Genomic DNA, 23,996 nt, shown 5'->3' on the forward strand with positions numbered 1-23,996 from the left:
GCGGGTGCTAAGGGGGGTGGAAAGGGGGTGGAAAGCCCCCACCCCTCCTGACGCCAGCCAGGCAGCCAACCCTTTCCACCCCCTTTCCACCCCCCTTTCCACCCCACAAAAGACCAGCTCAGCGGGCTTTCCACCCTTTCCACCCTTTCCACCCCTCGCCCGAGCGCGAACCGGAGGCTCGAACGTGTCCGCCACTACGCCCCAGACGCTCGCCGCATTCGACCCCACCCTGGTCGCCCTCACCGTCGAGGAGGCCGCCCGTCGGCTCCAGATCGGCCGCACCACCATGTACGGCCTGATCAAGGACGGCGAGATCGAGACCATCCCGATCGGCCGGGCCCGGCGCGTGCCGGCCGAGGCCGTCGTCGAGTACGTCCGCAGCCGGATGCGGAAGACCACCACCCCCATCGCAGCCTGAGGAGGTAGCACTCTTGGCAACCCGTCAGCCCAACGGCGGTTCGAGCATCTACCAGGACAAGGACGGCAAGTGGCACGGCCGCGTGACCGTCGGCGTTAAGGACGACGGCACGCCGGACCGTCGACACGTCCGGGGGAAGACCCGGGCGGAAGTGACCAAGAAGGTCCGGGAGCTGGAGAGGAAGCGGGACGACGGCAACGTCCAGAAGGCCGGGAAGAAGTGGACCGTGGCGGCCTGGCTCACCCATTGGGTGGAGAACATCGCCGCGCTGCACGTCCGGCCGAACACCCTCGCCGGGTACCGGGTGGCGGTGAACGTCCATCTGATCCCCGGGGTTGGCGCTCACCGGCTGGAGAAGTTGGAGCCGGAGCACCTGGAACGGCTCTACAAGAAGATGCAGGACGGCGGAAGCAAGCCCGCCACCGCTCACCAGGCGCACCGCACCATCCGGACGGCGCTCAACCAGGCGATCCGGCGCGGGCACCTCACCCGAAACGTCGCGTCGCTCGCCGTGGCGCCCAAGGTGGAGGAAGAGGAGGTTGAGCCGTACGAGGTGGAGGAGGTGCAGGCGCTCCTCCTGGAGTCGGGCAAGAACCGGAACAGCGGTCGGTGGGCCATCGCGCTGGCGCTCGGCCTGCGGCAGGGGGAGGCGCTCGGGCTCCAGTGGCGGGACATCGATCTGGAGCGGGGCAGCCTACGGGTGCGGCAGGCCCGACAGCGACCGAAGTACCGGCACGGCTGTACGGCCCCGTGTGGGCGAAAGCACGCCGGCCGGTGCCCGGAGCGGGTGCAGACGAACACCGATGCCGCTCTCACGAAGTCGCGGGCGGGTAAGCGGCTGATCGGCCTTCCGGATCAGCTGGTGAAGCTGCTCAGGCTTCACAAGGAGGAGCAGGACCGGGAGCGGCTGGCCGCCCGTCAGGAGTGGGTGGAGGGCGGGTGGGTCTTCGCCTCGGAGACCGGACACCCGCTCATCCCCCGAACGGACTGGGACCGGTGGAAGGAGCTGCTCGTTGCCGCCGGCATCCGGGACGGGCGCCTGCATGACGCTCGTCACACCGCCGGGACCATCCTGCTCCTGCTCGGCGTCCCCGAGCGGATCGTGATGGAGATCATGGGGTGGTCCAGCACCGCCATGACGCATCGGTACCAGCACGTGACGGCCCGGATCCGGCGGGACGTGGCGATGCAGATCGGTGGCCTTATCTGGGAGGTGGCCAAGGACTCCGACGACGGCGATCTGCTTAGGACGCCTCCTGTTTAGCTCTGTGCCCGTCGCTTCCTGAACTGTTCGTATCGGTCGGCGAGTACGAACATGTAGTCGAACAGGGCTTCGGCAAAGGAGAGGGCGTCTTCCGCATCCTGTCGGGAGGAGTGGTCCCCGTGCGCCCCTTCGTTTCCGAGCATCCGAAGCTCGTCGGCCCAGTCATACAGGCGGCCCTCGATCTTTTGGGAGTCTTTGAGGCAGATGAGTTTCTGTCGGAGATCCCGCCCGGTGGCGCCTTGGGCCTTGCAGGCGAGTTCAACTGCGCGTCTAGTCATCACGACCGTCGCAGGATAGGCGCGTGCCTTCAGGAAGCAGGCGCGGGCCTCGTCGAGTGCTACCCGCACCTCCTGCGGGATCGCAGGAGACAGAGCACGGTACGGGCTGGGCCATACTCGCTCAAAGTCGGACCACGTGTCGTGCGTGCTATCCAAGGACAGGCTTTCCAGCACCATAGTGCTGGTGCACTCGTTGCAGCCGGCTAGGACGATCCGCGCGAACACATCCTCGTCATCGGTGCCCCTCTCCGCCTCGACGCCTTGGCCGAGTACGTCAAACATAGTGGGGCGTTCGCACTCGGGGCAGTCGATCGCCAGTGGCCCCCGTACTCCCGAAGCTCCATCGAACCTGACCATGTGGCGAACGTACTCCGGAAGGGGATGAGAAGTCCTGAGGTTTCCGTAGTTCAGACGGTCATCTGAGACCAAAACTGAGACCGGCATGACGAAGGGCCCCGACTGTCACCAGTCGGGGCCCTTCGTTTTTCCTGCTCATGGCGGTAGCGGTGGGATTCGAACCCACGGTGGAGTTGCCCCCACACACGCTTTCGAGGCGTGCTCCTTTGGCCGCTCGGACACGCTACCGAGGGGAACTCTACCGGACGGGTGGCGCCGTCACGAAATCCGTATCGGGGCGCCCGTTCAACGGCGGGTGTCAGTGGTGGGCGTCAGCGGTGGGTGTCGAAGAACCCGCGCAGCTGCGCGCCGCACTCCTCGGCGAGGACGCCCCGGATCACCTCGGGGCGGTGGTTGAGCCGGCGGTCGCGCATCACGTCGAAGAGCGAGCCGGCCGCACCGGCCTTCTCGTCGAGGGCGCCGTAGACCACCCGGTCGATCCGGGACAGCACGATGGCGCCCGCGCACATGGTGCAGGGCTCCAGGGTGACGACCAGTGTGCAGCCGGTCAGCCGCCACTCGCCCTCGCGCCGTCCGCCGGGCGTGGCGCGGGCGGCCGTCCGCAGGTTCTCGGCAGCCTGCCGGATCGCGACCACCTCGGCGTGCGCGGTCGGGTCGCCGACCGCCTCGCGCTCGTTGTGGCCGCGTCCGATCACCTCGCCGTCCGGGCCCAGGACGAGCGCCCCGACCGGGACGTCCCCGGTGGCCGGCGCCAGCGCGGCCTCGGCGATGGCGAGGCGCATCGGCGCCGCCCAGCGGTCACGGACCGGGTCGGGGCGGACGGGGGCGGGCAGCGGGGCTATCCGCGGGGCTATCTGCTGGAGGTCTGGCTGCGGGTCTGTCTGCGGGGCGGAGGCGGACTGCATGGCATCCAGTGTCCGGCATCCGGCGATGGGCACCGGCCGCTACCGGACCGCCTCCAGGACCTCGCCGCAGCCGAGGGCCTCGGCGATCTCCTCCAGGGCGTCGCCCGGCACCGCGCCCTCGCCGCTGAGGGCCAGCAGTTCGTCGGAGGAGAGCCCGAACTCGGTGAGCAGGTGGGCGTCGCCGAGCGGGCCGACCGGGACGCCGCCCCGCAGGGCGGCCTCCTCCTCGTCCTCCTCCTGCGCCTCCGTCTCGTCCTCCAGCTCGGCGACCAGGTTGTCGAGGTCGCCGAACTCGCTCTCGCCGGCCTGGTCGACCAGCTCGTCGGTGAGGACGGAGCCGTAGGAACTGCGGGCGGCCGCGGCGCCGTCCGACACGAAGATTCGAGGATCCTCCTCACCGTCCACCCGGACGATGGCGAACCAGGCATCCTCCTGTTCGATGAAGACCAGGACGCTGTCGTCGCCCTGCGAGGCCGCGCGGGCGAGATCCGCCAGATCGGCCAGGGTTTCGACGTCGTCGAGCTCCGTCTCGCTCACATCCCACCCGTCCTCGGTGCGAGCAAGCACTGCAGCGAAGTACGCCACCAGGGACACTCCCAGATCTCGGTCTCGGCTGTCGGCGCGTTTGGGCAACGCGGAATCTGGCCGCCCCCGCGCCAGAGGCGGTCCGCTGTTCGGACCGTCCCATCGGAATCGTGACAGAAAGCCCGCCTTTGCGGGGGGTGTTCTGCAGCGCGTCTTTGCAGGTCGTGTCGGAAGCGCCGGCCGGGAGCCGGTGGACGGCCGTCGGGCCCGTCAGATTCGGAAGGTTCGCATCCGCATGGCTTCGCGCATGCGGCGTTCCTTGGTCCGCCGGGGCTGGACCCGCTCGCGCAGCTCGCGTGCCTCGGCGAGTTCGCGCAGGAACACGGCCCGCCGCTTGCGGCGTTCCGCCTCGGTCTCCGGATGGTCCGGGGGCGGGGCCGAGAGGCCGCCCGACGGGCCCGTGGGCTCGTCCGCCGAGCCGTCCCCGGTCCTCGGGTTGCTCGTCATAAGAGGTCACATTCCCAAATCGGCCCGATTGATACCACAGGAGGCCTTTCCGTCCTCACCTTCTCGGTGCGTCACGGCGTGTCATGACTGAGTGAGCCCGGCGGGGCACCGGGTCGGCCGCCGGGTCATCCGGGCGGGTCGCGGCGTGTCGTACGGGTGTCCGGTCCCGGGCTATCGTCGAGACATGCGGATCCACCTCGTCGACCACCCCCTGGTCGCCCACAAGCTCTCCACCCTGCGCGACGAGCGCACCGACTCACCGACCTTCCGTCGCCTCACCGACGAGCTGGTGACCCTCCTCGCGTACGAGGCCACCCGGGACGTCCGCACCGACGAGGTGGAGATCACCACGCCCGTGGCGGTCACCACCGGCACCCGGCTGAGCTACCCCCGCCCGCTGGTGGTGCCGATCCTCCGGGCCGGCCTGGGCATGCTGGACGGGATGACCCGGCTGCTGCCGACCGCCGAGGTGGGTTTCCTCGGCATGGTGCGCAACGAGGAGACCCTGGAGGCCTCCACCTACGCCACCCGGATGCCGGACGACCTCTCCGGCCGCCAGGTGTACGTGCTCGACCCGATGCTGGCCACCGGCGGCACGCTGGTCGCGGCGATCCGGATGCTGATCGAGCGGGGCGCCACCGATGTCACCGCCGTCGTGCTGCTGGCCGCCCCCGAGGGCGTCGCGGTGATGGAGAAGGAACTGGCCGGGATGCCGGTCACCGTCGTCACCGCCGCCGTCGACGAGCGGCTCAACGAGAACGGCTACATCGTTCCCGGCCTCGGCGACGCGGGCGACCGCCTGTACGGCACCGCGGGCTGAGCACCTCTTCCACCTCGTCCTCGGACACACGAGAGCCCCCCGGCCTGCCGGGGGGCTCTCGTCCGTTCGAGCGCGGGGTACGGGCCGGGGCTCAGCAGCTGCCCGTGGTGCTGGGGGCCGGGGTGGGCTTGGTGGCGAGGGCCAGGGCGGCGGCGGCCTGGGTCTCGTCCAGCAGGGCGTTGTAGCTGTCGCCGATCACGAAGTCCACGGTGGCGTCGGTCCGGGCGTCGGCCGTGGTGGTGGCGCCGGCGATCTGTGAGCCGAGCAGGGTGGACGCGCCCACCCCGGCCGGGCCGGCGATCACCTGGGCGGTGCCGGGCACCTTCTTGTCCAGTTCGGCGGGCGCGTTGCCGACCTTGCCGATGGCGAAGCCGCGCTTCTTCAGCTCCTCGGCGGTCCGGGCGGCCAGCCCGGCCTTGGCGGTGGCGTTGTAGACGTTCACCGTGACGGTGGCGGGCTGCGGGATGGCGTGCGGGTCGGCCAGTGCGGCGGAGGCGCCGGGCGCGTCCGGGGAGGCGTCCTGGGCCGGTGCGGCCAGCGCCTTGCCGGAGGGGGTTTCGCAGGCCTGGGCGGAGGCGTTCCTGCCCTTGCCGCTGAAGATGTCCCAGAGCTGGACACCGCCGAGGCCGATCAGGGCCAGCGCGAGCAGAGCACCGATCAGGGCCAGTACCTTGCGGCTCTTCTTCGGCGGCCGGCCCAGCCGCGGATAGGCGTTGCCGGTGATGCGGTACTGCTTCCCCTTCAGGCCTTGGGGAGTCAACATGCTCACGGTTTGTCTCCCCCTCGTGCCGGGGCGGGGTTCGAGTGACGGGTCCGGCCGACGCGTGGGGGCGAATCCCGCCCGGAAGGTGGGAGTTCGCCGCGGGTCGCGGCCGTAGTCAGCAGATTAGTGCCGTACGCCTGCGAAGGTACTAAACGATCATCATCTGGAGTACGTCGGTACCCGAAAGGAGGTACCGGCGTATGAGTAGACCGCCCTCCGGAGGTGGCCGGAGGGCGGTACGGGGGTTGTGCGGGCGGGGACCCGTCACTCCATTTCGAGGACGCGGGCGTGCAGTACCTGCCGCTGTTGCAGCGCGGCCCGTACGGCGCGGTGCAGCCCGTCCTCCAGGTAGAGGTCGCCGTGCCACTTCACGACGTGGGCGAAGAGGTCTCCGTAGAAGGTGGAGTCCTCCGCCAGGAGTGTTTCCAGGTCCAGTTGTCCCTTGGTGGTCACCAGCTGGTCCAGCCGCACCGGACGCGGGGCGACGTCCGCCCACTGGCGGGTGCTGGTCCGGCCGTGATCCGGGTACGGCCGCCCATTGCCGATGCGCTTGAAGATCACACGGAAAGCCTACCGTTAGGGCGGCGGCCGGCGCAGCAGCCGTGGCGCCGCCACGCGCTCCCGTGTGAGCTGCGAGCGGGCGATTGCGGCTGTTTCATGGGAAATGTCGCGAACGTCGTCCCTGTTCTGCCCGGGAGTGTGCCCCGATGTCCACCGCCGAGCCGCCGTCCTCCGCCCCCAATCCGCCCGCCGCGGCCCCGCCGGCGGTGGTGCCGCCCGCCGTCCGGGAGATCGCCGCCGGGTACGCCTTCGCCGGACCGGCCCTCGACCTCGGCGCGGTGCTGCTGGACGGCACCGCCTACCCGGACGCCCAGGTGCGGATCCCGCTCGGCGTGCTCAACCGGCACGGGCTGGTCGCGGGCGCCACCGGCACCGGAAAGACCAAGACCCTCCAGCTGATCGCGGAACAGCTCAGCGAGCAGGGCGTCCCGGTCTTCCTCGCCGACGTCAAGGGCGATGTCTCCGGGGTCGCCGCACCCGGCACGCCGAGCGCGCGCACCGCCGCCCGCGCGGCCGAGGTCGGCCAGAACTGGTCGGCGCGGGGCTGCCCGACGGAGTTCTTCTCGCTCGGCGGCCGGGGCGCGGGCATCCCGATCCGGGCCACCGTCACCAGCTTCGGGCCGCTGCTGCTCGCCAAGGTGCTGGACCTGAACGAGACCCAGGAGTCCTCGCTCGGTCTGGTCTTCCACTACGCCGACCGCGGCGGGCTGGAGCTGGACGACCTCAAGGACCTCACCGCCGTCATCACCTTCCTGACCTCGCCCGAGGGCAAGGAGGAGCTGAAGGGCATCGGCGGCCTCTCGGCGGCGACGGCGGGGGTGATCCTGCGTTCGCTCACCATGCTGGAGAACGAGGGCGCCGGGGCCTTCTTCGGGGAGCCCGAGTTCGACACCGCCGAACTGCTGCGGACCGCGCCGGACGGGCGGGGTGTGGTCTCGGTGCTGGAGCTGCCCGCGGTGCAGGACCGGCCCCGGCTCTTCTCCACCTTCCTGATGTGGCTGCTCGCCGACCTCTACCAGGAACTGCCCGAGGTCGGGGACCTGGACAAGCCCAAACTGGTGTTCTTCTTCGACGAGGCGCACCTGCTCTTCAAGGGCGCGTCCAAGGCCTTCCTGGAGGCGATCACCCAGACCGTGCGGCTGATCCGCTCGAAGGGGGTGGGGATCTTCTTCGTCACCCAGACGCCGAAGGACGTTCCGGCCGATGTGCTCGCCCAGCTGGGCAACCGGGTGCAGCACGCGCTGCGCGCCTTCACACCGGACGACGCCAAGGCGCTCAGGGCGACCGTCTCCACCTTCCCCCGGTCGGCGTACGAGCTGAGCGAGGTGCTGACCTCGCTCGGTACCGGTGAGGCCGTGGTCACCGTGCTCTCCGAGAAGGGCGCGCCGACACCGGTGGCGGCCACCCGGCTGCGGGCGCCGCGGTCGCTGATGGGACCGGTCGAACCGGCCGCGCTGCAGGCGCTGGTGGACCGATCCGAACTGACGGGCCGTTACAAGGACGCGATCGACCGGGAGTCGGCGTACGAGAAGCTGGCCGCCCGGGCGGCCCGGCCGGAACCCGCGCCGGTGCCGGCCCCGGAGCCGGGGGCCGGGCGGACCGGGCGGCCGGCGTCCCGCAAGGGGGCGGAGCCGGAGGGCGGCGGGCTGCTCGGCTCGCTGCTGAGCAGCCCGGCGCTCAAGTCCTTTGCCCGCACGGCCGGGACGCAGCTCGGGCGGGAGATCTCGCGGAGCCTGTTCGGGACGTCCAAACGCCGGCGGTGACCGGCCGTCCGGCACGGGTGCGCGGCGGCTTCGACCCGGCCGGGGCGTGGGTGGCCGTGCGGGTCAGCCCAGGTAGACGCGGGCCGCCGAGATCGGTCGGTCGGCGATCCTGCGGGGCGTCGACGAGTTGACGCTCCAGCGGTAGCCGGCGAACAGCTTGGTGGCGGCGTCCGCGTAGAAGATCATGTGGCCGTAGCCGGCGCCGTTGTGCTCCGTCCAGACCGGCTGGCCGCTCGGGTCGGCGCTCTCCTCGATCCGGGTGTCCGGGAAGGCGCGGTAGAGCTCCGTGGCGCCGCTCGGCTTCGGGTTGCCGTGCGGGTCGCTGGTGCAGTCGATGATCTCGAAGATGTACGGGACCACGCCGGCGCCCACCTGTGCGTCCACCAGGTCGGGCCAGGTGCCCCTGCGTTCCCGGATCATGACGATGTGTCCGGTGTACGGGGTGGTGGTCGAGGCCGGGTCGTAGTCGAGGGCGACCAGGTCGCCCGGGCGCAGGTTGACCGGCTTGGTGACGGCGGTGAAGTGCGGGATGTCGGCCGCGTTCGCGAAGCCCTGCTGGAACAGCTCGGCGGTCGGGAAGGGCCGGTCCGTCCGGAAGTAGCGCTGGAAGTACTCCCGGGTCGCCCAGCCGTAGTTGGCGGCCGGCCAGGGGAGCGGGCGGTCGGGGGAGTCGACCGGTACGGTGCCGCCGTAGGCGCGCTGGAGCACCAGGGTGAGGAAGGACGAGCACTGGGAGAGGTTGGAGAACTCCTCCGGATGGCCGGCCGTGCCCCAGGTCACGCTGGTGTGGACGTCGTCGAACTCGCCCGCGGTCTTGTACTGGTTGGCGTTGTGGCTCCAGGGGCGCAGCCGCAGGTGGTCGATCAGCGTCTCGGCCTCGATCTGGTGCGGTGGCTTGAGCGGGTACGGGTTGGGCGCGGGGACGGCGGTTGCGGCGGCAGTGGCTTCGGAGGTGGTCGAGGCGGCGGCAGCCTCGCCGGTGGAGACCGAGGCGGCCAGGGCTGCTCCGGCGGTGCCCGCGGCTCCGGTCATGAGTGTGCGGCGGCTGATCCGGCCGTTCGACGGTGGCATGGGGGCTCCCCCTCGTTGGAAGATCACAACGAGGGGGAGCCTAGATTCTCAACCTTGACATGGCCAGGGCGGATTGCGCTGACCAGGGGCGTTATCCGGCCAGAGCGGCGCCGATCCGGTCCATCGAGGAGAGCCGCATCAGGCCGTAGTTGTAGAACTCGACCTCCGGCACCCCCAGTTCACGGAGGACGGCGATCTTGGCGGCGAGGTTGGCGGGGCCGTCGCAGTCCGAGGCCATCGGCCGGAGGATGACCGCCATGTCCTGCGGGCGGACGCCGTGCAGAGCGAAGGCGGCGATCTTCTCGCGGACGGCCTCCGGGGTCTTCGCGTAGCCGAGCGTCTCGATCTGGTGGGCGGCCTTGGCGAGCGTGGGCAGGTCGATGCCCGACAGCCAGCCCTTGCCGGGGCCGCCGCCGTCCATGAAGCTCAGCCGCATGCCGTACCGCTCCGCGGCCTCGGCCACCTCGGCGGCGAGCGAGGTCACGGTCGCGGCGGAGGCGTCGACGTAGGCGGCCAGGCCGCCGCCCGCCAGCTCGTCCAGCGCACCCGGCTCGGCGGCCGCGGCGTCGTCGGCCAGCCGGCGGCGCAACTCGCCCCGGACGGCCTCGGCCACCTCGTCGGCGGGCACGCCGGCGCGGGTGGCGGCGGCTCGGCAGTGGTCACAGAAGCAGATGCCGAGCAGCGCCTCGGCGACCGGGCCCAGCTCCTCGAAGTAGCGCTCGTGGTGGTAGCCGTGGCGCAGCCCGTGGAAGTGCAGCGACTCGGCCCGGATCGCGTCCACGCCGTAGCGGGCCAGTTCGGCGACCAGCGTCACCGCGTACTCGCGGACCTCCGGATTGGCCGGGCAGAGCTCGGTGAGGTGGCGGTCGCCGAAGGCGTTGGCGGGCGCGCAGTCCGGGTGTTCGAAGCCGAGCCGGTCGTTGTGGCAGAACACCGTCCAGGCGTGCAGCTTCAGCCCGCGGCGCCGCGCCTCGGCGGCGGCCTCGGCGAAGGGGTCGCGGTCGCCGATCGCGGTGGAGGGGACGGGCCGCAGCCGTCGGCCGGTCCACCGCGCCGGGTCGGGGCGGAAGTAGGCGGCGCCCGGCTCCAGGTAGCGGATCACCCGGTGCGGGTTGTGCGGGAAGACGTCCCTGGCCTCGTGGTAGACGGAGGCGAGGGTGACGCCGCCCACGCCGGCCCGGGCGGTGAGGTTGCCGAAGAAGGTGTCGGCGCCCTCGTCGAGCAGGTCGGTGGCGAAGGCGAGGACGGACGACTCCACGGTGCGGCTCCGGAGCAGGGGGACGGGTGCCCTCTCACGCTAGCCGCCGGGTGTGGATTGGTCTATACCTGGCGGAGACGGGCGCGGGCGGCGTCGCCCGAGGTCAGCGGCGTGAGGGTGGCAGCCCGAGGGGGGCGGCCCGAGGAGAGCGGCCCGAGGAGAGCGGTCGGCGTTCAGAGGCCGAGGTCGTCCAGTTCCTTGAGCAGGGCGGCGTTGGAACCGGGGGCGCCGCTGGTGGGAGCACCGCTGCTGGCGGCGCCGGACCGCGTCGGGAGAGCGGCCGCCTTGCCGTCGGCGGGCTTCGGGCCACGGTCCCGGAAGATCCAGGCGCCCGCGAAGCCGCCGACCAGACCGCCGAGGTGGGCCGCCCAGCTGATCCCCGGAGCGACGCCCGGCAGCGCGCCGGTGACCATGTAGGCGTAGGAGGCGCCCAGCACCAGGCCGATCAGCGTGTCGATCAGGTTGCGGTCGAAGAGCCCGCGCAGCACCACGTAGCCGAAGTACCCGAAGACCACGCCGCTCGCGCCGACGCCGATGGAGTTCGGCTTGTCGAAGATCCAGGCCGTCAGCTCACTGGTCAGCGCGACCAGCAGGGTCAGCCCGAGGAACTTCTTGACCCCCCGGTAGGCCGCCAGAAAGCCGAAGACGAACAGCGGCCCCGAATTGGCCTCCAGATGGGCCCAGTTCCAGTGCAGGAAGGGCGCCGTGACCACGTTCGGCAGCCGGTCGATCTGCTGCGGCATGACGCCGTAGTCCCTGCTCAGGCCGTAGTCGTCCAGCCAGTTCACCAGCTGCAACGCCCAGACGACGGCCATCACGCCGACCATCGTGAAGAGTGCCCGGCGCGCATCGGCGATCATGCGCGCGGGGTCGAGGGGGAGTGGGGAACCGGTGCGGTCGTCCGAGGCCATGGTGCCGACTCTAGGCCGAGCCCGATCCGGCCCGCACCCCCTAAAGTGAGGCGCGTCATCCGGCCCGATCTTCGGCCCGGCCCTCGGCCGGTCCCCCGGCCCGGTCTTCAGCAACAGCCAGCCTGTCGAGAGGTGATCATCCATGAGCGTTCGTCCGCCGCTGCCGTACGAGTTCCTGCCGCAGGTGCCGTCCTTCGAACTGACCAGTGAGGACATCACCGAAGGCGGCGAGCTGGCCGAGGAGTTCCGCTACTCCGGCGGCAACCTCTCGCCGCAGCTGGCCTGGTCGGGCCTGCCGGAGGGCACCCGGAGCATCGCCGTCACCTGCTTCGACCCGGACGCCCCGACCGGCTCCGGCTGGTGGCACTGGCTGGCGCTCAACCTGCCCGCCGACACCGCCGGCCTGGCGCGCGGCGCCGGTGCCTCGGACGCCGACCTGCCCGGCGAGGCCTCCTTCCACGCCCGCAACGACTTCCCGGCCAACAAGTACGACGGCGCCGCCCCGCCGCCCGGGCCGGCGCACCGGTACGCGTTCGCCGTGCACGCCCTGGACGTGGACGCGCTGGATGTCGCCGCCGACATCCCGCCGGCCCAGGTCGGCTTCAACATCACCTTCCACACGCTGGCCCGCGCGGTGATCACGGCCGAGTTCGGCGTCTGAGGCTGTCGGCCCGGTCGTCTGCTTGGTCGCCCGCCTGGTCGCCCGCCCGTCCGGCGCGGGCGGCGCGGGCGGCCAGCTCGCGCAGAAGGGCGGACATCTCCGGAGGCTCGTGGACCTCGAACTCGCAGCCGAGCATCAGCAGCCGCATCGCCAGCCACTCCAGTGAGTCCGCCCTGGAGCGGAGCCGACAGCTGTGCTCGTCGATCGGTTCGATCTCGCAGTCGCCGTGGCGGTTCAACCAGCGCCCTGCCTCGGCGGCGGGCAGGTGCAGGGTCGCCACCAGGGTGTGCGTCGGAGCGAGCCGGCGGAGCTTGCTCGCCACATAGGCCGCCGCGTCCTCGGCGGGCAGTTCGCGCGGGGTGATCCGGGCGCCGGTCGCGAACGGTTCGCTGATCCGGTCCACCCGGAAGAGCCGCCAGTCGTCCCGGTCCAGGTCGTACCCCACCAGGTACCAGCGCCGTCCGGCCGAGACCAGGCGGTTGGGCTCCACCTGGCGCCTGGTCTCGGCACCGTCGCCGGCCCGGTAGCCGAAGCGCAGCCGCTCCCGGTTGGTCACGGCGTTGGCGAGCACGGTGAGGTCCTCCGGCTCGACGGTCGGCCCGTCCCCGCTGAGCAGCGGCACGGTGGCCGTGTTCAGCGCGCCGACCCGCTGCCGCAGCCGGCCCGGCAGGACCTGGAGCAGCTTGCCCAGGGCACGGACCGACGCCTCCTCGATCCCGGCCACGGCGTGCCCGGCCGCCGCCCGCAGCCCGACCGCGATGGCCACCGCCTCCTCGTCGTCCAGCAGCAGCGGCGGCATCGCCGTCCCCGCGACCAGCCGGTAGCCGCCGACGGCGCCCATCGTGGCCCGCACCGGGTAGCCCAGCTCGCGCAGCCGGTCGATGTCCCGGCGGATCGTCCGCGGGCTGACCTGGAGGCGCTCGGCCAGCTCGCTGCCGGGCCACTCGCGCGGGGTCTGGAGGAGGGAGAGCAGGCTCAGCAGCCGCGCCGGGGTGTCGGTCATACCGTCCAGGATGCCGGACAAGTGGGTCAGGATCTGGCCTATATCCCCCCTATCGTCGCCGACGTGCCGAAGAGCGAGAACGAGGAGCAGCGAATGAGGACGAAGGACCCGGCGGCGGTCGACCGGCGGAGGTGGATCGCCCTGGCGATCGTGATGACCGCCTCCTTCATGGACCTGGTGGACGTCACCATCGTGAACGTCGCGATACCGAGCATCCAGGAGGACACCGGCGCCTCCTTCAGCGCCATCCAGTGGGTGACCGGCGGGTATGCCCTGGCCTTCGCGATCGGCCTGATCACCGGCGGCCGGCTGGGTGACATCTACGGTCGCAAGCGGCTGTTCCTGATCGGAATCGGCGGCTTCACGATCGCCTCGGCGCTCTGCGGTCTGGCGACCGGCGCCGAGATGCTGGTCGCGACGCGGGTCCTGCAGGGCGGGACGGCCGCGCTGATGGTGCCGCAGGTGCTGTCGATCATCCATGCGACCTTCCCGGCGGAGGAGCGCGGCAAGGTGTTCGGCCTGTTCGGCGCGATCGTCGGCCTGGGCGCCGTCTCCGGCCCGCTGATCGGCGCGCTGCTGACGGAGTGGGATCTGTTCGGCCTCGGCTGGCGGCCGATCTTCCTGATCAACCTGCCGGTCGGGGTGGCCGGGCTGCTGCTGGGCCGCCGCTTCATCGGGGAGTCGCGGGCGGAGCAGGCGCTGCGGCTGGACCTGCTCGGCACCGTACTGGCCAGCGTGGGCCTGCTGATGCTGCTCTACCCGCTGACGCACGGCCGGGAGGCCGGCTGGCCGCTCTGGGGCCACCTCTCGATGGCCGGGAGCCTGCCGGTGTTCGCGCTGTTCGTCGCCTACGAGCGGGTCAAGACGCGGCGGGACGGCTCGCCGCTGGTCGAGTTGTCGCTGTTCCGGGTGAAGAGCTTCGCGGCCGGCATCGGGGTGCAGCTGACCTTCGGCGTGGTCACCGGGATCTTCTTCCTGGTCTGGACCCTGTACATGCAGATCGGCCTCGGCTGGAGCCCGTTGAAGGCCGGGACCACGGGTATCCCGTTCTCGATCGCGGTCTCGACGGCGGCCGGGCTGTCCGTGCAGAAGCTGGTGCCGCGGTTCGGGCGGAAGGTACTCCAGAGCGGCGCGCTGGTGATGGCGGCCGGCGTGGTCACGTACATCTGGGAGGCCGAGCGGTACGGGACGGCCATCACCGCCTGGCAGATGGTGCTGCCGCTGGTGGTGATGGGCCTCGGGATGGGGCTGATCGTCGCGCCGATCACGGACGCGGTGCTGGCGGAGGTGCCGCGTGAGCACGCCGGGTCGGCGTCCGGGCTGATCAACACCGTCAACCAGCTGGGGCTGGCGCTGGGGCTCGGGCTGGTCTCGGTGGCGTTCTTCGGCGCGATGGACGAGGCGCCGGCTCCGGACGCGGTGGGGACGGCGTTCAGCGGGGCGTTCGTCCATGCGCTGTGGTGGGTCGTGGGGGTGCTGACGGTGGTGTTCCTGCTGATGTTCGCGCTGCCGAAGCGGACGGGTGGCGCGGCGGCCTCCGGGGCGGGCGCCGCGGCGGGTGCGGCGGCGGGGTCCGAGCCGGCCTCCGGGGCGGCCTCCGGCGAGCCGACGGCGGACGTGGAGCAGACGCCGGTTCTGATCTGAGGCGGGTGCTCGGGGGCCCCGGTCGCGATGCGCGGCCGGGGCCCCCGTGCACACACTGGGAAGGCCATGAACCGTACGCCGGTGGACTCGTCGCTCCTGCTCTCGGTCGGCTACGACCGGTCCGCGCGGGCGCTGGAGCTGGAGTTCACCGGCGGGCACGTGTACACGTACGCGGACGTGCCGGCCCGGGTGCACCGGGAGTTGATGGCGGCGGAGAGCCACGGGCGGTACTTCAACCGGGCGATCCGGGGGCGGTACGTGTACCGGCGGGTGTCATGAGGGGCTCAGGGGCGGCGGGCCTGGGATCCGGGGCACGGGCCCGGGTCCGCGATTAGGCGCGGGGTGAGGTCTCAGGCGGTGGCTTTGGCCTTGGCCTCCTTGGCGACGCGCTTCACCTCCTGCTTGTGGGCGCGCACCTTCTCCAGGGTCTCCGGGCCGGTGATGTCGGCCACCGAGCGGTACGAACCCTCCTCGCCGTACGCGCCCGCCGCCTCGCGCCAGCCGTCCGGCGTCACGCCGTACTGCTTGCCGAGCAGCGCGAGGAAGATCTGCGACTTCTGCTTCCCGAACCCGGGAAGGGCGTTGAGGCGGCTCAGCAGTTCCTTGCCGGTCGCCGCGCCCCGCCAGACGCCGGCCGCGTCGCCGTCGTACTGCGCCACCAGGAACTGGCAGAGCTGTTGCACCCGCTTGGCCATCGCGGCCGGATAACGGTGCACGGCGGGCTTGTCGGAGAGGAGGGCGACGAAGGCCTCGGGGTTGTAGACGGCGATCTCGTGCGCGTCGAGGTCTTCGTGGCCGAGTCGCTGAGCGATCGTCAGCGGGCCGGTGAACGCCCATTCCATCGGGACCTGCTGGTCGAGCAGCATCCCCACGAGCGCGGCGAGTGGGCTGCGCCCGAGCAGTTCGTCGGCCTCAGGCTGCTGCGCGAGCCGCACGGTGACGTTCATGGGCAGGCCCTTCTCGGAGTGTGGAGACGCGGGTGGTCGCCGTCCAGTCTGGTGGACGGCGGAGGAGAGGAGGGGGTCAACACGCCCGTGGGCGGGGTTCGGCTTACCTGGCAACACCTTGAAATAACTGGTTGGTTCGTTGCAGAACGATCCATCCTCTGTGCTAGACCCGCCCGGAGTGGTCCGTCGGGCGGTTCGGGGGCGGTTCGTCGGGCGGTTCGGCGGGAGATTTGGCGGGCGGTACTCGGACCGTGCTCGGGCCGTGCTCAGACCGTGCCGAAGTCGCCGGAGTGGAGGCCGGTGAGAAAGGCCCGCCAGGAATCGGAGGGGAAGGCGAGGGCGGGGCCGTGGGGGTCCTTGCTGTCACGCACGGGGACGAGGAGGGGGAAGTCGTGGGCCACTTCGACGCAGTTGCCGCCGTTTCCGTCCGAGTGGCTGCTCTTGCGCCAGGTCGCGTTCGTCAGGTCGGGCACCTGGGACATGGATGCGAAGTCCTCTCATGACGCGGTGGATCAGTCGGACCGACTCGGCTTCCGACAGCGCCGCTGCCCTGATCCGATCGTAGTCGGCGGCCCAATTCCGAACCTGTTCGGGCTCGTCGATGAAGTGGCCCCGGGTCAGGCTCTCGGAATAGACGCGGCTGCGGCCGGACGGCATCTCCAGCAGCACCATCCCGGACATTCGCGCGCTTGCGGCCGCGTCGAACGGAAGGACCTGGACGACCACATTGCGGCGTCGCATTCTGGCCAGGAGATGATTCAGTTGTGCGAGCATGACGTCCGGGCCGCCGATCACGCGTTCCAGAGTCGCCTGTTCCTGGATCGAAACGAGTATCGGGGCGTCGCGGGGCAGGAGAAGGCGTTCCTGTCGGTCCAATCGCCCCTGCACCAGCGCATCGATCTCCGCGGTGCCCAGGTTTTCGTTGTGGGCGGCGAAGAGGGCCCTCATGTAGCTCTCGGTTTGCAGCAGTCCGGAGACGCGGCCGGTATGCAACTCGCGAATCACGCTCGCCTGGGCCTCGGACTTCGCGAACTCCTGGAACCAGTCCGGGTGATAATCGTGCAAGTAGGGGGCGACCAGTTCATAGCTTCTGATCAGTTGGCCGCCCGCGTGCAAAGCGTTGTCGAACCTTGTGGCATCTTCGAGCGTCGGTGGCGACTTGCCCAGTTCGAACTGGGACACGCGTGTCTGGTGAATGTTCATCAGCTTCGCCAGTTCGTCCTGGCGGAGACCGGATGCGCTTCGCCAGTAGGCGAGTTCATCTCCCCAGGTCCTCGGCCGATCGCCGGTGTCGGCCTTCCGGCGTACCACCTGCGCCCACCTCCCTGCCATAAGAGTGTCTGAAAGGTCTTGCGGAAACCCTTGGTTATTACACGGTCACAGGACGACACTCAATTCGCAAGGGATTGGCGAAACTTTGCCGCTTCCGCGTGACGGGCACCGCCTTCGGGGTGACATGGCATGTCCGCAGACAAGGCCGGCTGTCGAGGATCCGGGGTGGATCGTCAACGAACGGGGGTGGCGTAGATATGACGAACAATCAGTCTTGGTCTTGGTCTTGGTCTTGGTCTTGGTCTTGGGCCGGGGTGTGGGGTGGTCCGGGCGGTGTGAGTGGTCCGGGCGGTCCGGGTGGTTCGGGTGTCACGGGGGCGCCGCGCCGTGGGCGTGGATGGTGAGTGGTGGGGCTGCCCGCCGGTCGCCCGGCGTCGTCGTCGTGCGGCGCTTCGGTCCACTCCGGCCCGCCGGCCGGCAGCCGGCCGCCGCCAAGTCCTGACCTTCCCGGAAAGATCCGAGAAACCCGAGGAGTCTCCTCCATGAGCATGCTGGGCAGGATGACGGCCGACGAGCGCCGTGACAGTCGTGGACCTCTTCCGTCGTCGCCAGGCCACTCTCGAACGCGCCTTCTCTCTGATCGGACCGAGGGTTCGGGCGCGGAGCCGTCGGCCCGGGCGGAGGTGGCGGCGGTGCTGCTGGTCGTCGGAGCCTCCGTCGGGATCTCCACCGTCGCGGCCCTCCTGGTCGGCCCCGGCCAGCCGGGCCTGCGCCGCCTGGTCTGGTGGATGGTGAACGCGGCCGCGCTGATGGTGGGCATCCCCTGGGGCCAGGACTGGATGGCGGCCTGGAGCCGCCGTCGCGGCGGGGAGGACGACGCGCGGTAGGTGTCCCGTCGCGCCGGACCGGTCCGCCTTTCCGCTCCGGCTTTTCTGTTTCGGCCCTTCTGTTTCGCTCCGCCGGGTGCGCCCGGGCCGCCCGGGTCCGATCTCGTTCACCCGGGTCGGTGCTCGTTCATCCGCGTTCGCGAGGTGGCCGTCCGCAGGTGCCTGAACTCCGGTTCGGCGGGCGGCTCCCGGGCGGCTCCCCGGGCGTGAATTGGTGGCAGGCGCGTGCGCGGGCGCAAGCCTCGGCGCAGGTGGCGGCGCGCGCGCCGGGTGATCCCTCCGCCGGGCGCTTTGGGCTCTCCTCTCAATGGACTTGTCGCTAACTCCCTTTGTCCTCAGGCCGAGACGCCCCTAAATCGGCACCTGGAAAAGAGGAAACGGGAAACGCCGCCATTCCCGGTCCACCCCCCTCAGTCGCATGCCAAGATTCATGCGGAAGCGAGGGGAGACCGCTTCCGGCCCAGGACGCAGAACCACGGGCGGACGGTTCCAGAGAGGGGGTTGGCATGCACGCATCCAATGAGTTCGGTCCGGAACTGCGCAGACGGCGGCTCGCCGCCGGACTGACGCTCACCCGGCTCGCGGAGTTGCTCAGTTACAGCAAGGGCCATCTCAGCAAGATCGAACGCGGTCACAAGACGCCGCCGTTCGACCTGGCCCGCCGTTGTGACGCCCAGCTCGCCGCCGGCGGCGAGCTGGAGAGACTGGTGCCGTTCGAATCCCCCGAGCGCGGGACGGGGGTGGACGGCGCCGCGACCGACGACGAAGCCTGGCTGCTTCGGGTCGGCCGCGACGGCGTCCGCTGGCCCGGGGGGCTCGGACGGCGCCAACTGCTGACGGTGGGGGCAACGTCGCTGCTGGGAGCTGGGGTTGCCACTGCGGCCGGGGCGGCGGGGCCTGCGGCGGCTGCGGTGCTCGGTGGTACTGGTGCCGGAGTCGGGGCCGGTGCGGGGGCGGAGCCGTCGGGGGACAGCTCCCCGGTGGGAATCTTCCGCGCGCAGTTCGACCAGATGCGCAGGCTCGGCCAGACCACCGACCCCGGCATGCTGCTGCCGCTCCTCACCGTGCAGACGCACACCCTGCGCGAACTCGCCGTCCAGGCCGACGCGTCGAGCCGGCCGAGGCTGCTGGGACTGGCCGCCCGGTACGCCGAGTACGCGGGCTGGATGGCCCAGGAGAGCGGTGACAACCCGTCCGCGCTCTGGTGGACCGCCCGCGCGGTGGAACTCGCCGAAGCCGGTGGCGACCGGGACCTCGCCTCGTACGCGCTGGTCCGCCGGGCGCTGGTTACCTTCTACGCGGGCGACGCCGACCAGACCGTCCAACTCGTCGCCCAGGCCCAGGGCGGACACCTGCCGCCCAGAATCAGGGGCCTCGCCGCCCAACGGGAGGCCCAGGGCCACGCCCTGGCCGGCGACCACACGGCCAGCCTGCGCAGCCTCGACCGGGCGCGCGAACTGCTGGCCAGGGCGGCGGCGGAGGACGGACCCGTCGCGCCCGTCCTCGGCACGACCAACCTCGTCGACCCGGCAGCCATGGTCACCGGCTGGTGTCTCTACGACCTCGGCCGCCCCGCGCAGGCCGCCGAGGTGCTCGACCACGAGTACACGCGGATCCCCCCACACGCCGTTCGCAGCCGCTCCCGGTACGGCCTCCGGCGCGCCCTCGCGCACGCGGCCACCGGGGAGGCCGAGCACGCCTGCACGCTGGCGGCGGAGCTGCTGCCGCTCGTTCCCGCGCTCCGGTCGGCCACCATCAGGACCGACGTGGAGCGGCTGGCCCGTGAGCTGGCGCGGTTCCGGGCCAACCGGGCCGTGCTCGACCTCCAGCCCGCGCTCGCGAAGGCATTGCACCCGTAGGCGCCTTGCCCGAGCCGCGCCGTCCGCAGCCGTCCTGCCGGTAGCGCTCCATCCGCAGGTGTTTCACCCACAGGCCGGTCGAAGCCTCGACACACCCCGGGCCCGATCCTGCCGTCACTCACTGGAGAGGTGATCCCTCATGCCCGACATCTTCGTGAACTACCGCACCACCGACGAGGACACCGGCGCCACCCTCATCGAGCGCGAGCTGTCGCGCCGCTTCGGCAGCGAGCGGGTGTTCCGCGCCAGCAAGTCCATCAAGGTCGGCCGCCGCTTCCCGCAGGAACTGCTGACCGCCGTCCGCCGCAGCAGCGTGCTGATCGCCGTCATCGGCGCGCACTGGGCGGACGCCCGTACGGCGGACGGGCGACGGGCGCTGGACGACCCGGAGGACTGGACCAGGCGGGAGATCGTGGAGGCGTTCGAGAGCGGTGCGCTGGTCGTGCCGGTCCTGATCGGCCGGGCGACGCGCCTCAACCGGCGCGACCTCCCGGCCGAGCTGGGCGAGTTGGCCGACTGCCAGTACCGCCGGCTGGACACCCGCAACGCGGAGGCCGACCTCGCCAGGATCGGCGACGACCTGGCCGAGGCGCTTCCCCAACTCGCCGAGGCGGAGCGGCAGATCGCCCAGACGATGGTGGAGCCGGAAAGCCGCGTCCGGACCGGCCGGGTGGACGGCAGCGTGGTGCAGGCGAGGGACTACGACGGGGGCGTCGGCAACGCCGGCCGCGACCTGGGGACCTTCGTCAACAACGCGAGCGGTCCGCTGCACACGGGAACGGGGGACCAGCACAACAAGGTGCAGCACGGGGGCGTGCAGTTCAACGGGGACGGCGGAAGCTACGTCGAGCAGGGCGGCGACATCAGGCATCAGTTCGGCGGACGCCGCCACGGCGAGGACGGCCAGCGGTGACCGATGGTGGTGACGGGACCTGGATCGGCGAGGCCCAGGGGCCGACGCACACCGGGCCCGGCGATCAGCACAACCACTTCCACTACCTGATCGCCGGTGCGGATCGGCTGGTCCGCACCGGCAGCGATCCACGGCGCATGGCCCGGGAGCAACGACGCTGGCTGAGTCAGAGATTCGTCCCTCCACCAGGCTACGGAGTCGCGGCCGAGCGGCTGGAGAAGGCCGGTACGACCGTCCTGCTGTCCGGGCCTCCCGGTAGCGGGCGGAGGACCGCCGCCGTCATGCTGCTGCACCGGCTGGGTGGGGATGACGACCGGTTCCGCGAGGTCTCCCTGACCGACAAGCGGGACGACATGACGGAGTTGGCGTCCGGAGACCGGCTACTGTTCGATCTCTCCGGGGCCTCCGAGCAGGAGTATCTGGACGCTCAGCCGCTGCTGTCCGCGTACTGGGACACGGTGGAGCGGCGCGGAGCCCGACTGGTGGTCGTACTGCCCTACGGGCATGAGCAGTTGCTCCGACCGGACTTCCGGCAGCTGATGGCGACGATCGAGCGCCCGCGCGGGGATGTGGTGCTGGCCCGTCACCTGGTGCACGCGGGCATCGGCATCCCGCCGGCGGATCTGCGGGCCTCGGTGCTCGCGGAGTTGCTGGAGCGCTCCGCGATGCGGGAACTGCAGCGGCTGGCCGCCCTGGTGGCGCAGGCCCGCTCGGGGGGAGGGGCGGGTGGCGACTTCGAGTCCTGGGCCAAGCAGGCGGCCGAAGCGCTCAGCGACCGCAGCAAGGAGGTGGCCGAGCAGGTGGCCGCACTCGGCGAGGGCCGCCAGCGGGCGTTGCTGCTGACCGCGGCGATGCTGAACGGGGCGCCCGCCGACGTGGTGTTCCGGCAAGCCGACGACCTGCTGGTCACGTTGAGGCATCCACCCGACGAGCGGCCCCGGCTCGACCGTACCGATCTGACCGAACGGCTGAACGCCCTGCGAGTCGAGGTCGACCGCGACGGACGGGTCCGGTTCGACTCGCTGGCCTACGACGCGGCGGTCCGCTCCCACTTCTGGACGTACTACCCCGATCTGCGGGAATCCTTCCGGAACTGGGTGGGGGAGACGGTCCGGGGACAGGGGCTGCTGGGCCCGGACGACCGGCGGAATCTGGTCGCCCGGTTCACCGAACAGTCGTTGCGGGTCGCCACGTTGGGACCTCTCTACACACTGGCTGACCAGTGGGCGGCGGAGACCAGGCTGATGCCCGAAGCGATGGAGGTGCTCGCCCGGGGGCTGGCACATGAGCGGTTCGGCTCGGCCTTCCGGGCGAGGATCTACGACTGGTCGGTCACCTCGGGCCTGCATCCGAACCTGGTCCGGGTCCTCGCGCGGATCTGCCTGGACGTGATGGCGCCGACCCACCCTGACCAGGCACTCGTCCGGTTGCACCATCTCGCACGCGGGACTGCCGAGAGCGGCCCCCCCGACGCCCGGGAGGCCCTGTTCGAGCTGGTCCGGCGTGATCCGCGGCTGTACGCGAAGCTGCTGGCCCGGTTGTGGGACGGGCTGGAGGCGGGGCGGCCGGACTCACCGGATGCGGGGCTCTTCCTGGAACTGGCCGATCCGTCGCTGTCGTGGGTGCCCGCGGCCGCGATGGTGCGGGGGTGGCGGGGCGTGCTGGCGGTGGCCCCCGCGCAGCGGTGGGGGCCGACGGTCGAGCGGTGGCTGTCGGCGATGCGGTCGGTGGCGCCGCAGGAACGGGAGCGGCTGATGGGTGTGCTGGTCGACGCGGCCGACGGGTGGGCCGACCGGCTCAGTCGGCTCTACCTGGTCGCACACGACTGGGCGAACGCCCCGGACCGGACGGAGGGGCAGCCGAGCCGGGCCGAAGTGGCGGCCCGGTTCTGGCAGAAGATCGATCTCGCGCAGGGCATTGAGCCGATCGGCGCGTCCGGGGCGCGCCGCACCGAGGAGAGGACACCGTGAACTCCACGCACTCCAGGAACAAGGCCCGCACCGCCGCCCTGGCCGCCGCGGCCGGGTTGGTGCCCGTCGGTGTCGGGCGGGGGCTGGGCTGGCCCGTGTGGGTGTGGGTCGTTGCGGCGGCCGTGATCGCCCTGCTGGTCACGCAGTTGACCGTGCGCGGTCCGGAGGGGGAGGGGGTGGTCCCCTCGCCTCCGCCGTATCCCTCGGCGGTGGTTCCGCCGGAAGCTCCGGCCGAACTTCCGTACCAGGAAGCCCGGGTGGAGGGGGTCGCGTTGCCCAGCGGGGTGCCGGACTACGACTTCGTCTTCTCGGCGACGGTCTGGTGGCGGCCGCTGCACAACCGGAGCGGACTGGTCCACGCCAACCCGGGCAGCCTCGCCGTCGAGACCGTCCTGGCCCGCGCCCGTGCCGTCACCGAGTACGAGCACCCGGCGCGGCTGGACCTCGTCCGGCACCGGCTGGACGGGGTGCTCGGCACGCAGAGCCCGGACGCCTCCGGGCTGGTGGTGGCGATGGCCGGGCGGGTCGGGCTCGGCCTGCCGGAGGCGGACCGGGACCGGCTCGGCAAGCTCTCCGAGGTGCGCAAGGCCGAGGAGGTCTGGGAGCACGAGCGGCGGTACGAGCGGAACAAGCGGGCCTACCTCGGTGACGACGTGCTCAAGTCGCCCGGCAGCGCGGTGGTGTGGTGGCTGGCCCGGAACGACGAGGAGGTGACGCGGGCGGTGGACCTGATCGGCCCGTTGGCGCAGTTGTCGGCGGTCGCCAACAACCAGGCGGTGGACGAGTTGTACGAGCACCTGGTGGCCCGGCCGGTCCGGCAGCCGGTGCCGTTCCTCGACGGGGCGGCGCCGGGAGCCGGGGCGGCGCTGCACCATCCGGACGTGGACGGCGGGGGGCGGCGGGGGCCGTCGGTGGTGGGGCCGCTGAACGACCTGATGGACGATGTGAAGCTCAAGGAGGAGGACGGCGAACGGACCGTCTACGCCCACCGGGTGGCGCTGTTCACCGAGGCGATCGGGCGGCCGGAGGAGGCCGCGCTGATCCGGGCGAGCCTGGGGGATCCGGGGGACGGGCCGGCGGGGGGTGCGGCGGGGGGTGCGGCGGAGCCGGAGCAGCCGGGGCCGGAGCCGGGGACGGGTTCGGGCTCCGGGGCGGGCTCCTGGACGGGGTCGTGGTTTGTGCCCGGGCCGGTGCGGCCGGCTGCCGAGGACGTGGGCGGGGAGGAGGAACAGCGGCCCGCGGCCTGGGAGGTGTTCACGAGGGACTCGGCCGACGGCACCTCGCCGGGGGCGGGTCGGGCGGATCCGGCCGGCCGGGCGGAGCGCGGCGGGGAGGGCTGAGCCGGGGGAGGCACCACGGGCGGGGCGGGCGGTGGCGCCCGCCCCTCCCGTGGTGCCCCGGCCGGTGGCGCCTGCGCGGTGCCGGGCCGGATATCCGTA

25 protein-coding genes and 1 tRNA gene are annotated in these 23,996 nt (G+C 71.5%); 12 read left to right on the plus strand and 14 right to left on the minus strand.

Annotation, left to right across the window (positions count from 1 at the left end; all coding sequences use genetic code 11):
- Positions 1 to 184 precede the first annotated feature (184 nt).
- Together ACIQIB_RS25635 and ACIQIB_RS25640 are read left to right on the plus strand one after the other, a co-directional pair.
- Positions 185 to 418 carry a helix-turn-helix domain-containing protein gene (locus ACIQIB_RS25635; protein ID WP_400760892.1) on the plus strand — a complete coding sequence of 78 codons (234 nt, stop codon included), beginning with the start codon at positions 185 to 187 and terminating at the stop codon, positions 416 to 418.
- A 13-nt stretch (positions 419 to 431) separates the two neighbouring features.
- Positions 432 to 1,682, plus strand: coding sequence for a tyrosine-type recombinase/integrase (locus tag ACIQIB_RS25640; RefSeq protein ID WP_400760894.1), 1,251 nt, complete (start codon positions 432 to 434; stop codon positions 1,680 to 1,682).
- Here ACIQIB_RS25640 and ACIQIB_RS25645 read toward each other — a convergent pair.
- The 5 genes from ACIQIB_RS25645 to ACIQIB_RS25665 form a co-directional block, all read right to left on the minus strand.
- Complete coding sequence (locus tag ACIQIB_RS25645; RefSeq protein WP_400760896.1) at positions 1,679 to 2,242, minus strand: DUF4145 domain-containing protein; 564 nt, start codon at positions 2,240 to 2,242, stop codon at positions 1,679 to 1,681. The genes ACIQIB_RS25640 and ACIQIB_RS25645 overlap by 4 nt on opposite strands.
- A gap of 213 nt (positions 2,243 to 2,455) precedes the next feature.
- A tRNA-Ser gene (locus tag ACIQIB_RS25650) sits at positions 2,456 to 2,545 on the minus strand.
- Positions 2,546 to 2,628: 83 nt separating this feature from the next.
- Complete coding sequence (locus tag ACIQIB_RS25655) at positions 2,629 to 3,222, minus strand: nucleoside deaminase (RefSeq protein WP_400653355.1); 594 nt, start codon at positions 3,220 to 3,222, stop codon at positions 2,629 to 2,631.
- Between the two features lie 39 nt (positions 3,223 to 3,261).
- A complete protein-coding gene (locus ACIQIB_RS25660) occupies positions 3,262 to 3,807 on the minus strand; it encodes a hypothetical protein (protein WP_400653357.1) in 546 nt (181 codons plus the stop codon).
- Between the two features lie 210 nt (positions 3,808 to 4,017).
- Positions 4,018 to 4,254 carry a hypothetical protein gene (locus tag ACIQIB_RS25665; protein WP_363603936.1) on the minus strand — a complete coding sequence of 79 codons (237 nt, stop codon included), beginning with the start codon at positions 4,252 to 4,254 and terminating at the stop codon, positions 4,018 to 4,020.
- A 184-nt stretch (positions 4,255 to 4,438) separates the two neighbouring features.
- Here ACIQIB_RS25665 and upp point away from each other — a divergent pair, with 184 nt between their 5' ends.
- Entirely contained in the window at positions 4,439 to 5,074 is a 636-nt protein-coding gene (gene upp, locus ACIQIB_RS25670; protein WP_363603938.1) for a uracil phosphoribosyltransferase, read from the plus strand.
- Between the two features lie 91 nt (positions 5,075 to 5,165).
- On the opposite strand, the gene ACIQIB_RS25675 is transcribed toward upp, so the two are convergent.
- Both ACIQIB_RS25675 and ACIQIB_RS25680 read right to left on the minus strand, forming a co-directional pair.
- Positions 5,166 to 5,837 carry a LytR C-terminal domain-containing protein gene (locus tag ACIQIB_RS25675; protein WP_400760898.1) on the minus strand — a complete coding sequence of 224 codons (672 nt, stop codon included), beginning with the start codon at positions 5,835 to 5,837 and terminating at the stop codon, positions 5,166 to 5,168.
- 264 nt (positions 5,838 to 6,101) lie between these two features.
- A complete protein-coding gene (locus ACIQIB_RS25680; RefSeq protein WP_030061387.1) occupies positions 6,102 to 6,398 on the minus strand; it encodes a type II toxin-antitoxin system VapB family antitoxin in 297 nt (98 codons plus the stop codon).
- A gap of 146 nt (positions 6,399 to 6,544) precedes the next feature.
- Here ACIQIB_RS25680 and ACIQIB_RS25685 point away from each other — a divergent pair, with 146 nt between their 5' ends.
- Positions 6,545 to 8,161: a helicase HerA-like domain-containing protein gene (locus tag ACIQIB_RS25685; protein ID WP_400760900.1), complete on the plus strand. Its 1,617-nt coding sequence runs from the start codon at positions 6,545 to 6,547 to the stop codon at positions 8,159 to 8,161.
- Positions 8,162 to 8,224: 63 nt separating this feature from the next.
- Here ACIQIB_RS25685 and ACIQIB_RS25690 read toward each other — a convergent pair whose 3' ends face one another.
- From ACIQIB_RS25690 to ACIQIB_RS25700, 3 genes are all read right to left on the minus strand, one after another.
- Positions 8,225 to 9,232 (minus strand): hypothetical protein, encoded by a 1,008-nt coding sequence (locus ACIQIB_RS25690; protein ID WP_400760903.1) that lies wholly within the window; start codon positions 9,230 to 9,232, stop codon positions 8,225 to 8,227.
- A gap of 91 nt (positions 9,233 to 9,323) precedes the next feature.
- Positions 9,324 to 10,490: a hypothetical protein gene (locus ACIQIB_RS25695; protein WP_400760905.1), complete on the minus strand. Its 1,167-nt coding sequence runs from the start codon at positions 10,488 to 10,490 to the stop codon at positions 9,324 to 9,326.
- Between the two features lie 173 nt (positions 10,491 to 10,663).
- Positions 10,664 to 11,401, minus strand: a complete 738-nt coding sequence (locus ACIQIB_RS25700) for a rhomboid family intramembrane serine protease (RefSeq protein ID WP_400760907.1) — start codon at positions 11,399 to 11,401, stop codon at positions 10,664 to 10,666.
- Between the two features lie 142 nt (positions 11,402 to 11,543).
- Here ACIQIB_RS25700 and ACIQIB_RS25705 point away from each other — a divergent pair, with 142 nt between their 5' ends.
- Entirely contained in the window at positions 11,544 to 12,062 is a 519-nt protein-coding gene (locus tag ACIQIB_RS25705) for a YbhB/YbcL family Raf kinase inhibitor-like protein (protein ID WP_363603948.1), read from the plus strand.
- Here the strand turns inward: ACIQIB_RS25705 and ACIQIB_RS25710 are convergent.
- Positions 12,040 to 13,065: a YafY family protein gene (locus ACIQIB_RS25710; protein ID WP_363603949.1), complete on the minus strand. Its 1,026-nt coding sequence runs from the start codon at positions 13,063 to 13,065 to the stop codon at positions 12,040 to 12,042. The genes ACIQIB_RS25705 and ACIQIB_RS25710 overlap by 23 nt on opposite strands.
- 93 nt (positions 13,066 to 13,158) lie before the next feature.
- Here ACIQIB_RS25710 and ACIQIB_RS25715 point away from each other — a divergent pair, with 93 nt between their 5' ends.
- Together ACIQIB_RS25715 and ACIQIB_RS25720 are read left to right on the plus strand one after the other, a co-directional pair.
- Positions 13,159 to 14,709, plus strand: coding sequence for an MFS transporter (locus ACIQIB_RS25715; protein ID WP_363603950.1), 1,551 nt, complete (start codon positions 13,159 to 13,161; stop codon positions 14,707 to 14,709).
- 66 nt (positions 14,710 to 14,775) lie between these two features.
- Positions 14,776 to 14,988, plus strand: coding sequence for a KTSC domain-containing protein (locus ACIQIB_RS25720; RefSeq protein ID WP_363603951.1), 213 nt, complete (start codon positions 14,776 to 14,778; stop codon positions 14,986 to 14,988).
- A gap of 71 nt (positions 14,989 to 15,059) precedes the next feature.
- Here the strand turns inward: ACIQIB_RS25720 and ACIQIB_RS25725 are convergent, their stop codons facing one another.
- The 3 genes from ACIQIB_RS25725 to ACIQIB_RS25735 form a co-directional block, all read right to left on the minus strand.
- Positions 15,060 to 15,656, minus strand: coding sequence for an HhH-GPD-type base excision DNA repair protein (locus ACIQIB_RS25725; RefSeq protein WP_363603952.1), 597 nt, complete (start codon positions 15,654 to 15,656; stop codon positions 15,060 to 15,062).
- Between the two features lie 266 nt (positions 15,657 to 15,922).
- Positions 15,923 to 16,057, minus strand: a complete 135-nt coding sequence (locus tag ACIQIB_RS25730) for a DUF397 domain-containing protein (RefSeq protein ID WP_363603953.1) — start codon at positions 16,055 to 16,057, stop codon at positions 15,923 to 15,925.
- Positions 16,020 to 16,967, minus strand: a complete 948-nt coding sequence (locus ACIQIB_RS25735) for a helix-turn-helix transcriptional regulator (protein WP_363603955.1) — start codon at positions 16,965 to 16,967, stop codon at positions 16,020 to 16,022. Before ACIQIB_RS25735 ends, ACIQIB_RS25730 begins: the two co-directional genes overlap by 38 nt.
- Positions 16,968 to 17,620: 653 nt before the next feature.
- Here ACIQIB_RS25735 and ACIQIB_RS25740 point away from each other — a divergent pair.
- The 5 genes from ACIQIB_RS25740 to ACIQIB_RS25760 all read left to right on the plus strand — a co-directional run bounded on the left by ACIQIB_RS25740 (position 17,621) and on the right by ACIQIB_RS25760 (position 23,897).
- Positions 17,621 to 17,815 (plus strand): hypothetical protein, encoded by a 195-nt coding sequence (locus tag ACIQIB_RS25740; RefSeq protein WP_363603956.1) that lies wholly within the window; start codon positions 17,621 to 17,623, stop codon positions 17,813 to 17,815.
- A 506-nt stretch (positions 17,816 to 18,321) separates the two neighbouring features.
- Positions 18,322 to 19,674, plus strand: a complete 1,353-nt coding sequence (locus ACIQIB_RS25745; protein WP_400760911.1) for a helix-turn-helix domain-containing protein — start codon at positions 18,322 to 18,324, stop codon at positions 19,672 to 19,674.
- A gap of 139 nt (positions 19,675 to 19,813) precedes the next feature.
- Entirely contained in the window at positions 19,814 to 20,587 is a 774-nt protein-coding gene (locus tag ACIQIB_RS25750; protein WP_400653372.1) for a TIR domain-containing protein, read from the plus strand.
- On the plus strand, positions 20,584 to 22,557 hold the full coding sequence (locus ACIQIB_RS25755; protein WP_400760914.1) for a hypothetical protein: 1,974 nt from the start codon (positions 20,584 to 20,586) through the stop codon (positions 22,555 to 22,557). Before ACIQIB_RS25750 ends, ACIQIB_RS25755 begins: the two co-directional genes overlap by 4 nt.
- Positions 22,554 to 23,897, plus strand: coding sequence for a hypothetical protein (locus ACIQIB_RS25760; RefSeq protein ID WP_400760916.1), 1,344 nt, complete (start codon positions 22,554 to 22,556; stop codon positions 23,895 to 23,897). The genes ACIQIB_RS25755 and ACIQIB_RS25760 overlap by 4 nt, the downstream gene beginning before the upstream one ends.
- The last annotated feature ends 99 nt before the right edge of the window (positions 23,898 to 23,996 follow it).

Source organism: Kitasatospora sp. NPDC092286 (assembly GCF_044755565.1).
Lineage (GTDB): Bacteria > Actinomycetota > Actinomycetes > Streptomycetales > Streptomycetaceae > Kitasatospora.